The organism is Pseudoalteromonas sp. SG43-3, from assembly GCF_014164385.1.
Lineage (GTDB): Bacteria > Pseudomonadota > Gammaproteobacteria > Enterobacterales > Alteromonadaceae > Pseudoalteromonas > Pseudoalteromonas distincta.
The window spans coordinates 72,729-90,123 of the sequence record NZ_JACJFC010000004.1; the positions used below are offsets into that span (position 1 = coordinate 72,729).

20 protein-coding genes and 1 pseudogene are annotated in these 17,395 nt (G+C 38.8%); 7 read left to right on the forward strand and 14 right to left on the reverse strand.

Features of this window, described 5'->3' with window-relative positions; translation table 11 throughout:
- Positions 1-58: 58 nt before the first annotated feature.
- The 4 genes from H5157_RS04825 to H5157_RS04840 are packed head-to-tail and all read right to left on the reverse strand — an operon-like array spanning position 59 to position 3,012.
- Entirely contained in the window at positions 59-526 is a 468-nt protein-coding gene (locus H5157_RS04825; RefSeq protein ID WP_002959676.1) for a glycine zipper 2TM domain-containing protein, read from the reverse strand.
- Between the two features lie 55 nt (positions 527-581).
- Positions 582-1,202: a penicillin-binding protein activator LpoB gene (gene lpoB, locus H5157_RS04830; protein WP_182724277.1), complete on the reverse strand. Its 621-nt coding sequence runs from the start codon at positions 1,200-1,202 to the stop codon at positions 582-584.
- 11 nt (positions 1,203-1,213) lie between these two features.
- The gene (locus H5157_RS04835) at positions 1,214-1,639 is read right to left on the reverse strand and encodes a YcfL family protein (protein ID WP_182724278.1); all 426 of its coding nucleotides are present in this window, start codon (positions 1,637-1,639) and stop codon (positions 1,214-1,216) included.
- An 8-nt stretch (positions 1,640-1,647) separates the two neighbouring features.
- Positions 1,648-3,012, reverse strand: a complete 1,365-nt coding sequence (locus H5157_RS04840; RefSeq protein ID WP_182724279.1) for a COG3014 family protein — start codon at positions 3,010-3,012, stop codon at positions 1,648-1,650.
- Between the two features lie 226 nt (positions 3,013-3,238).
- Between H5157_RS04840 and H5157_RS04845 the strand changes: the two genes are divergently transcribed.
- The 4 genes from H5157_RS04845 (at position 3,239) to H5157_RS04860 (ending at position 6,279) form a co-directional block, all read left to right on the forward strand.
- The gene (locus tag H5157_RS04845) at positions 3,239-3,697 is read left to right on the forward strand and encodes a hypothetical protein (protein WP_182724280.1); all 459 of its coding nucleotides are present in this window, start codon (positions 3,239-3,241) and stop codon (positions 3,695-3,697) included.
- Between the two features lie 70 nt (positions 3,698-3,767).
- Complete coding sequence (locus H5157_RS04850) at positions 3,768-4,598, forward strand: DUF692 domain-containing protein (RefSeq protein ID WP_182724281.1); 831 nt, start codon at positions 3,768-3,770, stop codon at positions 4,596-4,598.
- Entirely contained in the window at positions 4,595-5,368 is a 774-nt protein-coding gene (locus H5157_RS04855) for a DNA-binding domain-containing protein (protein WP_182724282.1), read from the forward strand. Before H5157_RS04850 ends, H5157_RS04855 begins: the two co-directional genes overlap by 4 nt.
- A gap of 41 nt (positions 5,369-5,409) precedes the next feature.
- Entirely contained in the window at positions 5,410-6,279 is an 870-nt protein-coding gene (locus H5157_RS04860) for a DMT family transporter (protein WP_182711338.1), read from the forward strand.
- 22 nt (positions 6,280-6,301) lie between these two features.
- Here the strand turns inward: H5157_RS04860 and H5157_RS04865 are convergent, their stop codons facing one another.
- The 7 genes from H5157_RS04865 to H5157_RS04895 all read right to left on the reverse strand — a co-directional run bounded on the left by H5157_RS04865 (position 6,302) and on the right by H5157_RS04895 (position 12,957).
- The gene (locus H5157_RS04865) at positions 6,302-6,988 is read right to left on the reverse strand and encodes a M15 family metallopeptidase (RefSeq protein ID WP_182724283.1); all 687 of its coding nucleotides are present in this window, start codon (positions 6,986-6,988) and stop codon (positions 6,302-6,304) included.
- Entirely contained in the window at positions 6,988-8,118 is a 1,131-nt protein-coding gene (gene dapE / locus H5157_RS04870) for a succinyl-diaminopimelate desuccinylase (protein WP_154903259.1), read from the reverse strand. The genes H5157_RS04865 and dapE overlap by 1 nt, the downstream gene beginning before the upstream one ends.
- Positions 8,115-8,462, reverse strand: coding sequence for an ArsC family reductase (locus H5157_RS04875; protein WP_182724284.1), 348 nt, complete (start codon positions 8,460-8,462; stop codon positions 8,115-8,117). The genes dapE and H5157_RS04875 overlap by 4 nt, the downstream gene beginning before the upstream one ends.
- Before the next feature lie 4 nt (positions 8,463-8,466).
- The gene (locus tag H5157_RS04880) at positions 8,467-8,964 is read right to left on the reverse strand and encodes a PTS glucose transporter subunit IIA (protein ID WP_002959694.1); all 498 of its coding nucleotides are present in this window, start codon (positions 8,962-8,964) and stop codon (positions 8,467-8,469) included.
- A 3-nt stretch (positions 8,965-8,967) separates the two neighbouring features.
- Entirely contained in the window at positions 8,968-9,354 is a 387-nt protein-coding gene (locus tag H5157_RS04885; RefSeq protein ID WP_002959696.1) for an ACT domain-containing protein, read from the reverse strand.
- Between the two features lie 227 nt (positions 9,355-9,581).
- Complete coding sequence (pta, locus tag H5157_RS04890; protein WP_002959697.1) at positions 9,582-11,741, reverse strand: phosphate acetyltransferase; 2,160 nt, start codon at positions 11,739-11,741, stop codon at positions 9,582-9,584.
- A 1-nt stretch (position 11,742) separates the two neighbouring features.
- A complete protein-coding gene (locus H5157_RS04895; RefSeq protein WP_182724285.1) occupies positions 11,743-12,957 on the reverse strand; it encodes an acetate kinase in 1,215 nt (404 codons plus the stop codon).
- A gap of 282 nt (positions 12,958-13,239) precedes the next feature.
- On the opposite strand from H5157_RS04895, the gene yfbV reads away from it, so the two are divergent.
- Entirely contained in the window at positions 13,240-13,686 is a 447-nt protein-coding gene (gene yfbV / locus H5157_RS04900) for a terminus macrodomain insulation protein YfbV (RefSeq protein WP_024596543.1), read from the forward strand.
- On the opposite strand, the gene H5157_RS04905 is transcribed toward yfbV, so the two are convergent.
- The 3 genes and pseudogenes from H5157_RS04905 to xthA all read right to left on the reverse strand — a co-directional run bounded on the left by H5157_RS04905 (position 13,683) and on the right by xthA (position 15,953).
- Complete coding sequence (locus H5157_RS04905; protein ID WP_182724286.1) at positions 13,683-14,498, reverse strand: putative RNA methyltransferase; 816 nt, start codon at positions 14,496-14,498, stop codon at positions 13,683-13,685. The genes yfbV and H5157_RS04905 overlap by 4 nt on opposite strands.
- Positions 14,495-15,141 (reverse strand): annotated as a pseudogene (locus H5157_RS04910) (energy-coupling factor ABC transporter permease). Before H5157_RS04910 ends, H5157_RS04905 begins: the two are co-directional and overlap by 4 nt.
- 5 nt (positions 15,142-15,146) lie before the next feature.
- Positions 15,147-15,953, reverse strand: a complete 807-nt coding sequence (gene xthA, locus H5157_RS04915) for an exodeoxyribonuclease III (RefSeq protein WP_182711334.1) — start codon at positions 15,951-15,953, stop codon at positions 15,147-15,149.
- A gap of 240 nt (positions 15,954-16,193) precedes the next feature.
- Between xthA and H5157_RS04920 the strand changes: the two genes are divergently transcribed.
- Together H5157_RS04920 and H5157_RS04925 are read left to right on the forward strand one after the other, a co-directional pair.
- Positions 16,194-16,625 carry an exonuclease III gene (locus H5157_RS04920; RefSeq protein WP_154903246.1) on the forward strand — a complete coding sequence of 144 codons (432 nt, stop codon included), beginning with the start codon at positions 16,194-16,196 and terminating at the stop codon, positions 16,623-16,625.
- A gap of 227 nt (positions 16,626-16,852) precedes the next feature.
- Positions 16,853-17,374 (forward strand): EF-hand domain-containing protein, encoded by a 522-nt coding sequence (locus H5157_RS04925; RefSeq protein WP_002959711.1) that lies wholly within the window; start codon positions 16,853-16,855, stop codon positions 17,372-17,374.
- Positions 17,375-17,395: the final 21 nt, after the last annotated feature.

Here is a 17,395-nt window from a genome sequence, read left to right on the forward strand (position 1 = left end):
AAGTAAAAAAACGAGCCAAATTTGGCTCGTTTTTTTACTTTAGTCATGAATATATTGGCTAGTACGCTTTATCTACACGCACCGTGTTGTCGTTCAAGTACACTAATCTTACATTATCGCCTTTGCTAAAGCGCATTGATTGGTCTTGATCTTGAACAACCATAAACTGGTCGCCGTTTTCAACTTGTATTAATAACTCTACAAAATGATTTTGCTGATAATGACTTTGCTGCTGCCTATTGTGTGCAACACTGCCGCCAATTACCGAGCCTAATATTGTTGCTACTGTGCGGCCGCTACCGCCACCAAACTGGTTGCCTACAACACCACCGAGTAATGCACCGCCGAAGGTTTTCCAGCCGTTGTTTTTGTCTTGAATGATTTCTTGTTCGGTAATATTGCGTACCGATTTTACGTCACCAAATAAAACTTGCTGCACAGGGACTGCTTTATTGCGCTCGTATTGAGCAAAAGTTGGCGCGCTCACACTAAGTAGGGCACACATTATTAATATTATAGCTTTCATAATAATCTCCTATTGGTAGCCTTTATGGGCTTATTAGCCCGTAAAGGCTTAGTAACTACCAACCAAATGTCGATTTTTCTTTAGTTTTACGAATTTCAGTTTCGTCAGCCCATTCTACAAGGCCGCTTTCCATATCCATTAAGCGCATTGTAAATTTGTAATAAACATCTGATTTATCAGCGTTTGATTTAACTATGCTCGATAAATTTCCGTATAACATATATTGCGCGCCAATTTGTTTACCAAATGCAACGGCTGTTGCAGGGTTAACAAGGGCATCTTCGTTTTGAAACGTTAATTGCTCACGTACTGACTCAACACGCGTCATATCTACAAAACGGAACTTACCACTGCGTAGCATTTGCGTTGAGATTGAATCGGTGATTGATTCAGTATCAATGTGCTCACTAGTTTTGTTTTTAATACGCTCAACAAATACTACAGGGCGTTTATTAGCGGTCATTGTGCCAACAACGGGTGAGCTGAGTAATGAATCGGTCATTTGGCTCGCTACTTTTTGTAAATCGGTAGAGCCAAAATTAATATCGGTTGTCTCTACTGCTTGTGCATCGCCATAACTTACTACGGCTTTATTAGCACAGCCACTTAATACTAAAGCGCTCAAGCCAACTAAAGTGTAAGTTGATACTGTTTTAAATTTGTTACTGATGATCATGGTTGTTTCCTTTAATCTTTAAATTCTTGTGATTCGGTAGACACTTCTCTAACTGCTAAAGAAAAGGTAACCGCATCAGAGCTCGGTGCTAAGCCCGGTAATTGTGTTTTTGCAAAACCAAATAAGGTGAGTGCTTGCCAAGGTGAGTGGTTGCCTTTAATAACAAAGCCGTCTTTATCAAACCAACTAAACTGATACTGCAAATATTGTGATTTTTTATACTGGCTCGAAAGTGTCACTACTACATCGGTTAACTGGTTGGTTTGACGTGTTTTCACATCAGTAATGGCCAGCTTTTTACCAAGCTCTGGGTTATCTACACGTAATTGCTCATTAAACTGGTTTTTATTTTGTTCAACAGAAATACCCGATGTAACCGGTTGGCTGGAACATGCACTGAGCATTAAGGCTGCTAATAATGGCGCTATGTATTTCATGATGGCTCCTAAAATTGAACTACGTGGTAATTAAAGTAGTTATTAATAGAGGTTAAGTAAATTAACGTTAACCCTTGCTTACTAATGGTAAAATTTATAGGTGGTTGTGTGCCTATATGCACAGAATGCTCACCTGTATTTAGGCTTTGCCTTGCGACACTTATTTGATTTGGAAGTGTAAGCCAGCTGCGTGTATCAGCTTGCTCAGACGCCAAATTATAAATATTAGCAAGTATGTTACCTACATCACCGGCACTGCGAGCAAGTTCTGCCCGCACTTTCTCTTTAGCTACTAATCTAAGTACTTGGCGAGCGACTTTTGCAGGTATTTGATCTTCTAGAGTTTTAGCTGCAAGTGCTTCAATGTGTACCAGTGGGCTAAGCGCCAAGCTTTGTGCATCTATATTTATATTGTTAAGGCGGCGCACATAGGCATTATCTTTATATACCGGCATCGCCAAGCTGTAAAAGCGTGCATCGCCACGTGATGAATAAATTGGCAAGCGCAGTTTAAATTCATCTTGTTTTGGTACTAATCCTTGTTCAAATAAAACAATTACTTCGCCTTGTGATGAAGAAATAGTGGGCGTATCGCCAAAGCGTTTTTTAAATTCATTTAGATCTTGGTCAAACCCTTGTTTTTTAGCAAGGCGCATTACATCTTGCTGTAAATAAATATTGTTAGGTTGTATAGCCAATGCTTTTTTATAATCGATATAGGCGTCGTCGTATTGTTTAGCACTTTGGTAAAGTAAAGCAGATAAGTAAAATGTGTAGGCATTTTGAAAGCCATTTTTTATGTTTCTGGTTACATTGCTCATGCTTGGGTAGTGTTGCTGAGCTTCTTTAACGGTTGAGTCTACTTCTGCTTCATTCTCGCTAAGCGCATCAACTTGTACTTTATTAGCTCGGCGAATTTCGACCAATGCGCCTTCAACATCATTTTTATACACGTAGTTAAGTGCTTTATAACTATGAAGCATGCTCATTTCGTAAGCGGGTGGCACATAAGTTATTGCTGAGTCGTTGGTAAATAAAGCGTTACTTTGTTCAAGGCCCGCACTAACTTGTATTTTGGCGGCTTCACGCTTTTTTTGCATTTGCGTATACACGTTCTCAAATTTACTTTGTGCATCATCTGGTGTATTTGCTAAGTCGTTTAAACGAGCTTGTTCAAGTTGGTTGAGTAAGTAGCTGCTGTGCAGGGTGCTATTATTAGCAATAAGGGATTGCGCTTCTTCGATGTTGTTTTTCTCGATCGCATTTCTTATTGGTGTCATTTGCGTGGCATAGTCATTAAATAGGTCATTAAAACCCATTGTGCTACACCCACTTAAAATAAAACAAAAGCTTAAAATTATACTGCGGCGCACTGAGCACTCCTCTTAATTTACCTGTATACATTAACATACTATTTTTAGCTAAATGTGTGAAATATTGTAAAAAATCGTAGAGTAAAACTGCCTGCTAATAAAGAAATATAAAGTGACATTAGTGAACAAAGTGTGAATTTTTTTTGGTTTATTATCAACTCCACTGAAATAGTACTTTCGCTTTAGCGGTCTTGCTAAGAGTTATATCACTCAGAGGAATTAAAAAATGAAAAAGTTTACAGGTGCAGCAATGGCTGTAATGGTAGCAGGTTTAGTTGGTTGTAATGCAACAGAGGCAGAAACGGCAACATCAAGTGCAGTTGCTAATAATGGCGCAACAACTGATTTAGTTCATTGTTATGATGCGAATGTATGTGGTGGCCATAACGATTGTAAAACAGCTGAGAATGCATGTGCAGGTCAAGCGTCATGTAAAGGGACTGGTTTTGTAGCAATGCCTGCAAAATCATGTGCTGACGTTGGCGGTACAGTAAAAGATAAATGGGTTGGCAGTGTAGCTAAAGCAGATTTAGTACATTGTAACGATGTAAATGTGTGTGGCGGTCATAACGATTGTAAGACTGCTAATAATGCTTGTGCTGGACATGCATCATGTAAAGGCACCGGTTTTGTATCAATGCCTGCAAAAGCATGTGGTGATATTGGTGGTTCTGTAGGTAGCTAATACCAATTTATCGAACGCATAAAATAAGCCTGAACGATGTGTTTATTATTCAGGCTTATTAAGGAAGTTTATGATAAATCATTTTTTAGGTTTTGGGTTAGGACTAAGAGCCCCGCATTTTGAGCAAATTATTGCAGATAAACCAGCTGTAGATTGGTTTGAAATTATTTCAGAAAACTATTTTGTAGCCGGTGGAAAACCTTGGCATTATTTAAATAAAATAAGAGCAGATTATCCGATTGTTATGCATGGGGTATCAATGTCGATTGGTAGTATTGACCCTATTGATAAGGACTACTTAAATCAGTTAAAAAACACAATTGCGAGGGTTGAGCCGCATTGGGTGTCTGATCATTTATGTTTTACCCAAGTGGGCGGTATTAATAGTCACGATTTACTACCAATGCCTTACACCTCAGAGGCGCTTGATCATTTAGCAAATAAAATTTCGCAAGTTCAGGACTACCTAGGGCGCGAAATGATTTTTGAAAATGTATCGAGCTATTTAACCTATAACGATTCACAAATGAGTGAGTGGGAATTCTTAGCGCAATTACATAAGCAAACAGGCTGTAAGTTTTTAATGGATGTAAATAATGTTTATGTAAGTGCGCGCAATCACGACTTTAATGCAATGGATTATTTATCAGCTATTCCGAGTACAGCTATTGCACAAATTCACTTAGCAGGACATCAAGACTTTGGTACGCATATTATAGATACGCACGATGAAGATGTTCCCGATGCGGTATGGGACTTATATGCTCAGTATGCAAAAACATTAAATCCGGTAAGTACCATGATTGAACGCGATGATAATATTGGCTGCCTTGATGATTTAATTACTGAGCTTGAGCATGCCAAAGCGCTAGTGAAACCGTTTTGGGATATAAGGTCATGAGTGGTTTAGCAAAGCTGCAACAACAGTTTATGGATTTACTGCAAGGAGAAAGTTCGGATATTAGCGAGCAAATTGCGCAGCAAGGGCAGTTAAATACACAACAGCGACTCTCTATTTATCAAAGCGCTTATAAAATTCGCTTAAGAGCCGTGATTGAGCAAGATCACGAACAGTTGGGCATTTACTTAGGTGATGATTTATTTGAGATGATGGTTGATGGTTATTTAGCTTTATATCCTTCAACTCATACGTCACTACGAATTTTTGCAGAGAAGCTACCAGATTATTTAGCCGCTAATACTCCTTTTAGTGATTACCCCATACTTGCAGATATAGCAAAATTTGAACGACTATTACTAAGTACTTTTGATGCAAGCGATAAAACATTACTTAATGTATCAGAGCTTGAAAGTATTGAACCTCAGCAATGGCCAACTGTACTATTAAAATTACATCCAAGTGTTCAGTTAGTTGTGTTTAATACGTTGGCGGTTGAAAGTTGGCAGGCAATAAAACAAAAGCAAACACCGCCAGAGCCAAGAGTCTCAGAACCTCGCTTTTGGGTTGTAGCACGTGATGCTCAAAGGCGTACACAATATTTAAGCGTTGATGCACAAGAATACCGCTTACTGAGTTTATTAAAACAAAACACACCCTTTGCACAGTTATGTCAATCCTGTTTAAATGAACTCCCAGGCGAGAAAATCGCTGGGTTTTTAATTACTAAAATTAATCAATGGCTTGAACGTGGTTGGTTAATTAGCGAGTGAGTTAAAACAATATAGTTATTTTTCGTTGCGAAGGAATTTTTTTGAAAGCCACCATATACACATTAATTGCTTTAATTGCGTTTGCCGCAAATTCTCTTTTTTGCAGAATGGCCTTAGCAGAAGGTTATATAGATGCTTGGAACTTTACTGTTATTCGCTTACTTAGCGGGGCTGCATGTTTGGGCATTATAATGGCTATTTATACCCATAATTTAAAACGTAAAGGCACATTCAATCCCGCTATTTTAAGTGACAGAGGAAGCTGGCGAAGCAGTATTAGCCTGCTTGTTTACGCGCTTTGTTTTTCGATTGCCTACGTAGAGCTAGATACCGGTACCGGTGCACTAATTTTATTTTCTGCTGTGCAACTTACTATGATTGGCTGGGGTATTTATCAAAAAGAGCAATTAAGCGTACTCCAGTGGTGTGCATTTATAGTGGCGTTATCTGGTTTTGTATATTTAATGCTGCCATCTGCAGCGGTGCCTTCATTATTAGGTGCATCACTTATGGCACTCAGTGGTGTGGCATGGGGTATTTACAGTATTCGCGGTAAAGTGTGCGTATCGCCACTGCGTACTACTGGGTTTAACTTTATAAGAAGCTTGGTTGCTATCCCTGTTTTATTACTTGTAGGTATGAGTTATTTAAAAAATATGAGTATTGAAGGGGTATTACTTGCGTGTGCCTCGGGGGCAATAGCGTCTGGAGTTGGTTATAGTGTTTGGTATGTGGCAATGCCGCTGCTTAAAAGCACCCAGGCGGCTGTTGTGCAGCTTTGTGTGCCGGTACTTGCAGCCATTGCCGGGGTCTTGTTTTTATCAGAGCAGGTAACAATGGAGTTTATAGTTGCAAGCTCCTTAATATTAGGCGCTGTGCTGGTATTTATTTTAAATAAAAAGAAGGCTTAATATTATTTAAGTTAACCTTCTTTTATGGTGGACTCACGTTTGTTACAAAGCGTTTATAAATAGCAGGTAAGTTATCAAGTATTGCCTGCTTACCCTGTAGTTCACTGTTTTTTATGCATTCAAAAAGTACTTGCTCGCTAAGTTTATTCACTAATAATTGTGATTGCTTAATATGGCTTATATGCCAAAGCTCAGGTGCTACGCCACCTAAATCATGCTGGTAAGGGCGATAAAAACCAAATTTAACTAAGTTAGTATCAAGCCAATTACTTAAAGGTGCAAACGGCCCACCTTGCAGGTATTCATCAGGTGTTAGCTGTAGCTTATAATCATCACTGACCGCAGCTTTATCAAACACATCTAAGTCAGTCCCTAAATGGTGTCTGCTTGCGCCAGGTAGTGCAGAGTAGAGCATTATTGCTATGCATTTATCTACATCATTTAATTTAGTTAAATTTACAACCTTTTGCTGTTTATTATAAACAGGTCGAATACCTAAAAACTTATTATTCCAAATAATTGACTGGCGTTCAAAGTCGCGAAAACTTGAGGCAATAGTAAGATCAAATCCCGCTTTTTGAGCTGCACTTTGCAGCGCTAAAAAGTCGCTAATAATAGCGCTGTGCAAGCGATGATTTTGTATGTCAGTTAAATGTGTATCACTTTGCCCTGTGATACACATTATCGATGTTGGTTTAGTTACATCCATTATGCTAAAAGTTGCTCTAGTATTTGCTCGTAAATGTCGGTAAGGGCTATTAAATCATCGGTACTTACGCATTCATCTACTTTATGAATAGTTTCGTTACGTGGGCCAAGTTCAATTACTTTAGCACCTGTTTGTGCAATAAAGCGACCATCTGATGTGCCGCCGGTAGTTTCTAGGTTTGTGGTTAAACCGGTTACTGATTTAATCGCTTTTACTGTGGCATCAACAAGTGGGCCGTGCTCGGTAATAAAAGGTAAGCCATTTACTATCCAGCTTAATTCATAATTTAAGTTATGCTTTTGTAGTATGTCATTTACACGTTGTTGTAATTGCTCATGTGTTACTTGCGTGCTAAATCTAAAGTTAAACTGTACTTCTAGCTCACCCGGGATCACGTTGCCTGCACCTGTGCCGCCATTAATATTTGAAATTTGAAAGCTGGTAGCAGGGAAGTATTCATTTCCGTTATCCCACACCGTTTGGCTAAGCTCAGTAAGGGCAGGGGTTGCTAGGTGAATTGGGTTTTGTGCTAAATGTGGATAGGCGACATGCCCTTGTACACCCTTAACGGTTAAAAAAGCGGTAAGTGAACCTCTGCGGCCATTTTTAACAACATCACCTAATACATCTCGTGATGAAGGCTCGCCTACTAGGCACATATCAATTTTTTCACCGCGCGCCTCTAGCGTATCAATTACACGGGTAGTCCCGTTTATAAACGGGCCTTCTTCGTCAGAGGTTATTAAAAAAGAAATTGAGCCTTTATGATCTGGATGTTTAGTAACAAACCGCTCGGTTGCAACAAGCATTGCAGCTAACGAGCCTTTCATATCGGCAGCGCCGCGCCCATGTAATAAACCGTCTTTTATTAATCCTGAAAACGGCGGGTGTTGCCAATTTTTTTCAGGGCCTGTTGGCACAACATCAGTGTGGCCTGCAAAACAAAAGTGCGGTGATTGTGTGCCTTTTCGAGCCCATGTATTTAATGTGTCGGTAAAAAATAATGACTCAATATTAAAACCAACCGCAGCAAGGCGATCGTTCATCATCTGTTGGCAGCCAGCATCCTCGGGCGTTACTGACTCACGTTGTATTAGTGCTTGAGCGAGTGCAATTACATCATCTTTCATGATTTAAATATCTCATCGTATTGGGCTGCTTTAAAACCTAAGTGGTAACTGCCATTGTTAATAAGTACTGGGCGTTTGATCATGGCAGGTTGTTCAACTAACAATGGGATAGCACTTTCTTTAGTCAAACTCTGTTTTTGCTCATCAGTTAGTGCGCGATAAGTTGTGCCACGTTTATTAACAAGCTGTTCCCAATCGAGTTTATCTGCAAAATCACTTACCATTTGCTCATCTACGCCATCTTTGCGGTAATCATGAAACGTAAATTCGATGTTGTTGTCGGCTAAGTATTTTTTTGCTTTTTTTATCGTGTCGCAATTGCTAATACCGTATAGAATGATCATAAATTTAGTTCTTCTTAATAATAGTTAATAAGGTATCTACATCCGCATTTACATGCGAATGTGAGTAATGAAATGTGCCGAGATTATGGCCGTTAAGTAAGATTAAACTGGCCAGCATAGGCGTTTCTAGTTCGCGTAAATCAAAATAAGCGAGGCGCTGGCCTTTACTTATTTCACTACCATTTAATTGTGCAATATGAGTATGTGTAATTGATTGCGAACCGGTAATAGTTAAGTTGATTAAAACTTTTAAACCATTTTTAGCCTGTAAAATAAACTCAGTACCTGCGTTTTTTACTTGTAATAACGTGCCATCAAACGGCGCTAAAATTTTGTGGCTACTGAGCTTTACAGTAATACCAGGACCGAGAATACCAAACCTAAAAATAGGTTCGGGGTGTTCTTGAAGCGGTATTACTTTACCTGTAAATGGGCTTGTAATAAGGATGGCACTGCGGGGAGTTTTATTGAGTGCTAGATATTCAATTGTTTGTGCTTTCATATGCTATTGGGCCACCACGTTGTAACCATCTTTTTTTAAGGCGTTAAGTGCTAGTGAGGCCGTTTGCTTTTTTACTAAAATATAATCGGTATCGTAGGTTGAGATTGAAAAAATAGAAATTTTAGCGCGTGCTAATACACCCGATATATTAGCCATTATTCCGGTCAGCGAAAAACCAAGTGGGCCAACCACCTCAAGTGCTTGCCAATCAGATTCGGTATCTAAACTCTCTATTTCAAAGCTACTAGGGCAAACAATAGATAGTTCATCCTGGGTTTTAGATATAAAAAATAAAGGAAGCTTGAGTAGCGCCGCAGGTATATCGGCGTCAACATCTAAACTGTGAATAGATAAAACCGTGCTGTGTAATTGTAATGTTTGTTTTGACATTAAACGCCTGCGATACAGCATTATTGATAGCTTTATAGTATAGATTATTGCCTTCAAGTTAAAGGTGTAAGCGTGACTAAAATGAGCATTTGGAAGCGGGTTTTAATAGAGATTAAAAACTTACCCACAATTTCTGTGGATAAGTATGGGGGTTGCAGGGTATAAATAGCCTAACTAGTTAATTATTAAATAAATAATAGCTAGGCTATAAAAAGCACACGTTGTGTTTAATGTGCTATTAGCGCTTCTGCTTGGGCTGCCTGAATTGCAGTTAAGGCGATTGTATACACAATATCATCGACTAATGCACCACGGCTCAAGTCGTTTACGGGTTTGCGCATACCTTGAAGCATAGGGCCGATACTTATTAAGTCGGCACTGCGTTGTACTGCTTTATATGTTGTATTACCTGTATTTAAATCTGGGAATATAAATACAGTCGCTTTACCAGCTACAGGGCTGTTAGGTGCTTTTTTAAGTGCTACATTTTCCATTATAGCGGCATCGTATTGTAGTGGGCCGTCGATAATTAAATCAGGACGTTTTTGTTTTGCTATTTTTGTGGCTTCACGTACTTTTTCAACATCGGCACCCGTACCTGACGTACCCGTGCTATAGCTTATCATTGCTACACGTGGCTCTATGCCAAATGCAGCTGCAGAGTCGGCAGATTGAATCGCTATATCAGCAAGTTGTTCAGCATTAGGGTCGGGGTTTATAGCACAGTCACCGTAAACTAACACTTGGTCAGGTAGCAGCATAAAAAATACGGAAGATACCAGCGATGATCCTGGCGCTGTTTTAATTAACTGCAGGGGCGGGCGAATTGTATTGGCAGTGGTATTAACCGCGCCCGATACTAAACCATCTACTTTACCTTGCTCAAGCATCATTGTGCCAAGTACGACGTTATCTTGTAGTTGCTCTTGTGCTACTACAGCAGTTAGGCCTTTGCTTTTACGAATTTCGACCATAGGCGCAATATAATCATTTATAATACTTTTTGGCTCGATGATACTTACATGTTCGTTTAGCTCAATACCTTGCTGCTGTGCAATACGCATTATTTCTTCGCGATCGCCAAGCAATATAGTTTTAGCAATGCCACGTTGACCACAAATAGCAGCCGCTTTAATTGTACGAGGTTCATTCCCTTCTGGTAATACTACGGTTTTATCTGCTTTACGTGCTTTATCGGTTAATAAATAACGAAATGCAGGTGGTGATAACTTACGCGTTTTGCCTACACTTTGAGCTAGAGTATCGAGCCAGCTTGAATTGATATGTTCTGCGTTGTGATCTTTTACTTTTTCAATGCGTTGGTCATCATCATTTGGTACTTCCATATTAAAGTTATGCAGTAATAGTGATGTGCGCCATGTGTCAGCATCGGTTGCGAGTATTGGTAAACCGGTTTGCATAGCTTGTTCACACAAAGCCATAATACGTGGCTCTGGCTCAAAGCCACCGGTGAGTAATATAGCGCCAAGTTTAGTGCCGTTCATAGCAGATAAACACGCAGCAACAAGTATGTCAGAGCGATCGCCCGGTGTTACTAATAAAGCACCTGGCGTAAAATAATTTAAAATATTAGAAACCGTACGAGCGCAAAAAGTGATACGACGCAGGCGACGATGAAGCATATCGCCTTCGTTAATTATTGTTGCTTTTAAATACGCGCTTAAGTCTTTTACGCGTGGCGCTACTAAGTCAAAATCCCACGGGATTGCGCCAAGCAACATAAACGGATTTTTTTTAAAAATAGGTAAAGACGCTAAACGATTTAACTCGTTTTCAAGCTCTTCGGGTTTGTAAGCGTCGACTAAATCGGCGCGTGCACGGCCTTCTTCATCAAGTGGCGCATTTACTTTATTAAAAATACAGCCCAGTACACGAGGATGATCGATTCCACCGTAATTACCTGCTGCAATTTCTAGGCGGTCTTCTATTTGAGTAATGGTGTAATTACCAGGGGTAAGTACAAATACAATTTCAGCGCCGAGTGTTTGCGCAATTTCGCGGTTTACACGCCCAGCATAAGGTTGGCGACGAGTAGGCACCATACCTTCAATAATAGCTACTTCATCGTCGTTTATTTTACTTTCAAAGCGTTCAACAATTTCCTCTAGTAGATCATCACCTTTACCGTCGCCAATCATTTGCTCAGCATAATCAAGAGCAAAAGGGGTGGGTGGGTTAATAGGTGAACCTTGAGTGACTATTTGTGTTGATTTTTCAGGACCTGTTTCGCCTGAACGAGGCTGAGCGATGGGTTTAAAAAAGTTAACTTTAACTGTTTTTTGCTCAAGAGCGCGAACTAAACCAACGGATACCGACGTTAAACCCACACCGGTAGACACAGGAATTAACATAATACGACGTGCCATATTAAAGATCCTTTACGATGTTAGCGGCATCAAGTGCAATAACCCACTCTTCGTTGGTCGGCATTACTACCACTTTGGATGAAGTATTGGCTGAACTAATAATACCTTGATTACCAAAACGTGCATCAAGATTGCTCTTCTGGTCACAACTGAACCCTAAAAAAGCTAATTGATTAATGACATTTTCACGTATGATATCGGAGTTTTCGCCAATGCCGCCAGTAAATATAAGTGCATCTAAACGTTGTAATGGTACCATGTAGGCTGCAATTTGTTTGGCTAGTCGGTAGCAAAAAATATCCAGCGCTAAACGTGCTTGTTTATGTCCGGCAACAGCGGCTTCTTCAATCGTTCGACAATCGTTAGAGAGTTCGCTAATACCTAGTAGGCCGCTTTCTTGGTTTAATAAATTATCTATTTGCTGAGCGTTGTAACTAAGCTGTGTAGTTAAAAAATTAAATAAACCGGGGTCAATATCTCCACTGCGAGTACCCATAACAATACCAGCCAATGGCGTTAAACCCATACTGGTATCAACACTTTTACCATTTTTTATTGCAGTAACAGAGCAGCCATTACCTAAATGAGCACTAATGAAATTACTCTTCTCTATAGGCTGATTTAATAATTTAGCAGTTTGTTCTGCTACATAGTAATGACTTGTGCCGTGCATACCATAGCGTCTTACACCGTAGCCTGTATAAAGCTTATAGGGTAGGGCGTAAAGGTAGGCAACTTCATCCATAGTTTGATGAAATGCTGTGTCAAATACTGCTACTTGGGGTAAACCTATAAATGAAGCTTGTGCAGATGAAATACCTAACAAGTTCGCATGACCATGTAGCGGCGCTAAAGAAGACGCTTTAGTAATACCGTTAATTACGTCTTCATCAATTAAGACTGACTTTGTGAAATGCTCTCCGCCATGAACAACACGGTGCCCAACAGCAATAAGGTGCTCATCAAGGTTATGATCCTTTATTAAGCTTACAAGCGTATTTATAGCCTCAGCATGTGCTTGATTAGCCGCTAAGTCGATAACCGTCTTAGTTCCATTAAATTTGTATTTAATGGAGGGGGCTTTGGCGCCCAAGCGTTCAGCAAGGCCTGATATAATTTCGTGACCGTCGTTTGCATCAATAATGGCAAACTTTAAACTAGAGCTACCACAGTTTAAAACTAAAACATGTTGGGATTCAGAGGAGGTTGTTGGCATAGATTCAATTTCCATAAACAAATTTAGTAAGTGAACGTTAATACGTGATAGTTACACTTACGGTATTAAATAAAGCTAAAACAATTAAATGTTCAACTGCAAAGTGGTTAACTCAATGTTAAATATTTTACCTTATTTATGATGTTTAAGTTAGGATTGTTCGCCATTAAAGGGGAAATTTAAGCTCTTTTACTGAGAAAGTGTAACTCCCTCATTTTGTGTTACACTTTGGTATAGCTCGTTTTCTATTGTATTTAAAAGCAGTATCTGTGAGGAGTCATGATGCAAAAAAGTGTGATGTCACAACTACAAACAGGCCGTTTGTATGGTAAAAAATGGCCAATGCGTAAAGAGCTTGCGCCTTTGTTTTTAGAGTTTAGAGTGATTAGAGCGACTGAGCTTGCCATAACAGTAATGCCAATCTTGGCTATGCTAACGTTGTTTTTTCAGCTTAATTACTTAGGTTCTGATTTTTTACCGCAAGCTATTGCGAGTGCATTATTTTTTATATCGTTACCTTTACAAGGTTTATTTTGGTTAGGTAAACGAGCGCAAACGCCTTTAGATCCTGCGATGCAAAAATGGTACAACGAGCTGTACACTAAAATGGCGGCTAATGGATATCAAACGCAGTTAAGTGAGAACAAGCCCCGTTATATGGAGCTTGCTAACTTACTTAAAGATATGTTTGAAAAAATGGATAGAGCATTTACTAAAGAGCAGTTTTAGCGGGTTATACCATCATCTATTTTGGTAAACTGAGTAATATAAAATGATAAGGTGACATTGTGTTCACCTTTTTGTTCGAGTGCTGTCCAGTGCTCGGGTCTAAATTTCCATGCAAATGGCGTCATCATTATTAAGTTTTTAATATCAGTAAAGCTAAGCGCTACATGCTCTGTTAAAAGAGCCTGTTCTGATTTTTGAAACCCTTTTGGCGTGGCTATTTCAGTATGTTCGTTTACTTCTGAATATATATACGATTTTAGCTCTTTTAAATGATAAGGGCCTGGGCTTGCTACCACTAATGTTGCGTTTTTATTAGCTAGACGTTCAAGTTCTTCCTCAAACAAAGGTGCAAATACGCTAATAAGTACATCAGCAAATTGACTTTTAAAAGGCGCTTGGCTAATTGATGCAACACTAAAATAGCAATTAGGGTAGCGCTTTGCCGCATATTTCACGGCAGATTTTGAAATATCGACACCGTATACAACTGCGTCTGTTTTACTTGCTATTGCTTGGGTATAAAACCCTTCACCGCATCCTAAATCTATAACCGTATTCGCACTTATTCGACCGACTAAATCGCTAAGATTTTGTTGTAAAAAGCGGTAGTATCCACGCTCTAAAAATGCGCGTCTAGCTTGTACCATTTCAAGGGAGTCGCCTGGTTGTTTTGAATTTTTTTGTTGCACAGGCAGTAAATTAACATACCCTTCTTTGGCAAAATCAAAGCTGTGGTTATTAGCACAACGAAGTGTTGAATCAGCTTTCAAAAGTGCGAGGTTACATAGCGGGCATTGATATTGTAGACTCATGAGTCTAGGTAGTCCTTATCGTAAAAGTTTTTACCCAATGCGGGCGATAGGTGATCATAATTGTTATAGCCATGCCGTTGAGCATTGCTTCAGGAAACCAAATTATGGCACTTAAATAAACGTAGTTATCTGCAAGTTCTTGCCAATTGTATTGCCCTATAGCTAAGTAAAATAAAGCACCTAGGCCTATTTTTATACAGGCTATAAATCCTGCGGTTATAAACGCACAAACAAATATATAAACAAAAAAATGACGAGGTAAATACTGGTAACTAATTATAAAGCCAAGATAGCTCAATAAAATAGGAATAAACGCACCAATAAACAGTTGTACTGGTAACAGCTCAAGTTCAATTTGACCAAAGGCAGCGAGTAGCGCTGTGGCAAGTAAGCTACTTAAAATAGTCAATCGCCAGCCTAAAATTAATGTAGCAGCCGTAACACCTAGGATGTGTAAATCAAGGCCAGTTAAAATGCCAGCCTTTATTCGCCAAAGCACTGCAAACACTAACGCACATGCAAGAACTCCAGTTTGACGGGCTGGCGTATTAAGCAATGTTTTATATGTTTTTTTATCAAAGCTTAGTAGGGCAATAATAATTACAAGGGCCCAAAGTAGCCCTTGTATTGTTATGCTGAGCATAGTAATTACTTAAATGTTGACCATATAGGGGCATGATCTGAGGGTTTTTCAATACCGCGCAGTTCGTAGTCAATACCAGTATCTATACAGCGTGCTGCAAGCTCATTAGTTGCAAGTACTACATCTATTCGAAGCCCTCGGTTATCTACAAACCCTTTAGAGCGATAGTCAAACCACGAATATTGATCGTCTGTTTCTGGGTTTTGTTCTCTAAAGGTGTCTTTAAAGCCCCAATTAAGTAATGTTGCAAGCCATTCACGCTCTACCGGTTGGAAAGAACATTTACCCGTTTTTAACCAACGCTTTGCATTAACTTCGCCAATACCAATATCTAAATCGGTGGGTGATATGTTGATATCGCCCATAACAATGACGTCTTGATCAGGGGTGTGGTTGGTTTCAAGGTGTGTCATCAAATCTTTATAAAATTGTCGTTTATAAGGAAATTTAGTTTCGTGATTAATATTTTCACCTTGTGGGAAATAGCCATTCATGACGGTAAGGTCGCGACCGTTATCTTGTTCAACAGTGACGCTTATCATGCGTTTTTGCGACTCCTCTGTATCGGTAGCAAAGCCTTTTAAGACCGATTTAGGCTCTTTTTTGCATAACATAGCTACGCCATAATGGGCTTTTTGGCCATGAAAGTAGACGTGATATCCCATTTTTTGTACATCTTCTAGTGGGAATGCTTCGTCATGAACTTTAATCTCTTGCAAGCCAATAACGTCTGGTTGATGTTTGTCGATAATTGCTTGCAATTGGTGAAGACGAGCACGCAGACCATTGATATTGAAAGAAATCACTTTCATAAAATTTACCTTAAAATTGGATCTATTTAATGAATTAAATTGTATCAGTAAATACGCGTACATAACATGACTGAAATGAGAAAATAGCTGCACAAATGTTGATCAATTGGTGAGTAAAGTTTAAACATTGTAAATGCAGTATTAATTTTTTAAATAAATAAAAAATTCAATTGAACTTAACTTTATTGAATATATAATGCGCGAAATTCACTTGTTTAGCTCGTTCAAATAGGATCTCTCATGAAAACACAACTACTTTTAGCTACTGCTTTATTAGCATCTGCAACTGCTTCAGCACAAAGCAATACTTACTTCAGTCAAGATAATAAAATTGAGTCTAAGTTATGTGTACTAAGCGCAAACGAAGGCTTTAGTGTTGCTCGTAAAGAAGCTGCTCAGCACGGTGTTTACTTATCTCGTTTTTCTAAAAGCATTTTATGTAATGGTGAAGATATTCGCGATATTGCTAAAAAAACGGCATTAAGCAACGCATCAGTTGAGAAAGTAGAAGTATTTGCAAAAGATGCTCAACAAGAAACTCAATTATGTATGACGGCTTTAAAACAAGGTTTAGCACCTGTTCGCCAAAAAATTGGTAACTTAAACTCATTAAAATGTAATGGTCAAAACGTTACTGAGTTTGTTAAACGCTACCAAAACGCAGCAATCTAATTATTAGCTGAACTATATAACTAAAATTGAGATACCTGGTTTTTTACCGGGTATTTTTTTGCAAAAATTACAAGGTTGTTTGCAAAGCTTGCAAGCTTAACTTATTGAAACTGTTCAACAAATGCACAAGTCAAGATTAAGTTGTTGATTCTTATAAGTTAACTATTATTGGCATTGGATTTGTATTAGTTAAAGTGACATTTAATTAATTACGAAGGATACGTCTTATGAAAAAGTTAACATTAGCAGCCACTATTTTAGCATCATTAAGCCTAGCGGCTTGTTCATCTAATCAAGGTCTTGAAAGAATAGACAGTGACTTTGCAAGTTTAGATAATGACAGCGATGGCTACATCTCAAAAGTTGAAGCTGATGACGATAGCATTTGGGGCCATTTTTCAAATATTGATACCAATATGGATAACGAAATTAGCCGCAAAGAATTCAACACTTACATGAAGTTAAACAATGGTAAAGTAGCCACTGATTCTGAAGTAAGTGAGTCGGCATTTAAAGCTGAAATCGCTAAATTCGATAAAATTGAAAGCAGCTTTTCAAGCTTAGATAACGACAGTAATGGCTATATTTCGGTAGTTGAAGGTAACGATGATGATATTTCAAATCACTTTGGTTACATGGATAAAAACCAAGATAAGCGCATCAGTAAAAGCGAGTTTATGGGTTACATTAAAAAATACGGTAACGCAGTAGCTGAAGATGATGCATTAGAAGCCATTAAACACAGCTAATATTTGTTGTTTTAAAGAGTA

What these genes read in the sequence shown, in the direction of transcription:
- H5157_RS04895 (WP_182724285.1), bottom strand. Translation starts at nt 12,957, where the DNA reads ATGCCAACAACCTCCTCTGAATCCCAACATGTTTTAGTTTTAAACTGT.
- H5157_RS04865 (WP_182724283.1), bottom strand. Translation starts at nt 6,988, where the DNA reads ATGGATGTAACTAAACCAACATCGATAATGTGTATCACAGGGCAAAGT.
- xthA (WP_182711334.1), bottom strand. Translation starts at nt 15,953, where the DNA reads ATGAAAGTGATTTCTTTCAATATCAATGGTCTGCGTGCTCGTCTTCAC.
- H5157_RS04920 (WP_154903246.1), top strand. Translation starts at nt 16,194, where the DNA reads ATGAAAACACAACTACTTTTAGCTACTGCTTTATTAGCATCTGCAACT.
- lpoB (WP_182724277.1), bottom strand. Translation starts at nt 1,202, where the DNA reads ATGATCATCAGTAACAAATTTAAAACAGTATCAACTTACACTTTAGTT.
- H5157_RS04925 (WP_002959711.1), top strand. Translation starts at nt 16,853, where the DNA reads ATGAAAAAGTTAACATTAGCAGCCACTATTTTAGCATCATTAAGCCTA.
- H5157_RS04875 (WP_182724284.1), bottom strand. Translation starts at nt 8,462, where the DNA reads ATGATCATTCTATACGGTATTAGCAATTGCGACACGATAAAAAAAGCA.
- dapE (WP_154903259.1), bottom strand. Translation starts at nt 8,118, where the DNA reads ATGAAAGATGATGTAATTGCACTCGCTCAAGCACTAATACAACGTGAG.
- H5157_RS04880 (WP_002959694.1), bottom strand. Translation starts at nt 8,964, where the DNA reads ATGAAAGCACAAACAATTGAATATCTAGCACTCAATAAAACTCCCCGC.
- H5157_RS04825 (WP_002959676.1), bottom strand. Translation starts at nt 526, where the DNA reads ATGAAAGCTATAATATTAATAATGTGTGCCCTACTTAGTGTGAGCGCG.
- pta (WP_002959697.1), bottom strand. Translation starts at nt 11,741, where the DNA reads ATGGCACGTCGTATTATGTTAATTCCTGTGTCTACCGGTGTGGGTTTA.
- H5157_RS04905 (WP_182724286.1), bottom strand. Translation starts at nt 14,498, where the DNA reads ATGAGTCTACAATATCAATGCCCGCTATGTAACCTCGCACTTTTGAAA.
- yfbV (WP_024596543.1), top strand. Translation starts at nt 13,240, where the DNA reads ATGCAAAAAAGTGTGATGTCACAACTACAAACAGGCCGTTTGTATGGT.
- H5157_RS04850 (WP_182724281.1), top strand. Translation starts at nt 3,768, where the DNA reads ATGATAAATCATTTTTTAGGTTTTGGGTTAGGACTAAGAGCCCCGCAT.
- H5157_RS04855 (WP_182724282.1), top strand. Translation starts at nt 4,595, where the DNA reads ATGAGTGGTTTAGCAAAGCTGCAACAACAGTTTATGGATTTACTGCAA.
- H5157_RS04835 (WP_182724278.1), bottom strand. Translation starts at nt 1,639, where the DNA reads ATGAAATACATAGCGCCATTATTAGCAGCCTTAATGCTCAGTGCATGT.
- H5157_RS04885 (WP_002959696.1), bottom strand. Translation starts at nt 9,354, where the DNA reads ATGTCAAAACAAACATTACAATTACACAGCACGGTTTTATCTATTCAC.
- H5157_RS04845 (WP_182724280.1), top strand. Translation starts at nt 3,239, where the DNA reads ATGAAAAAGTTTACAGGTGCAGCAATGGCTGTAATGGTAGCAGGTTTA.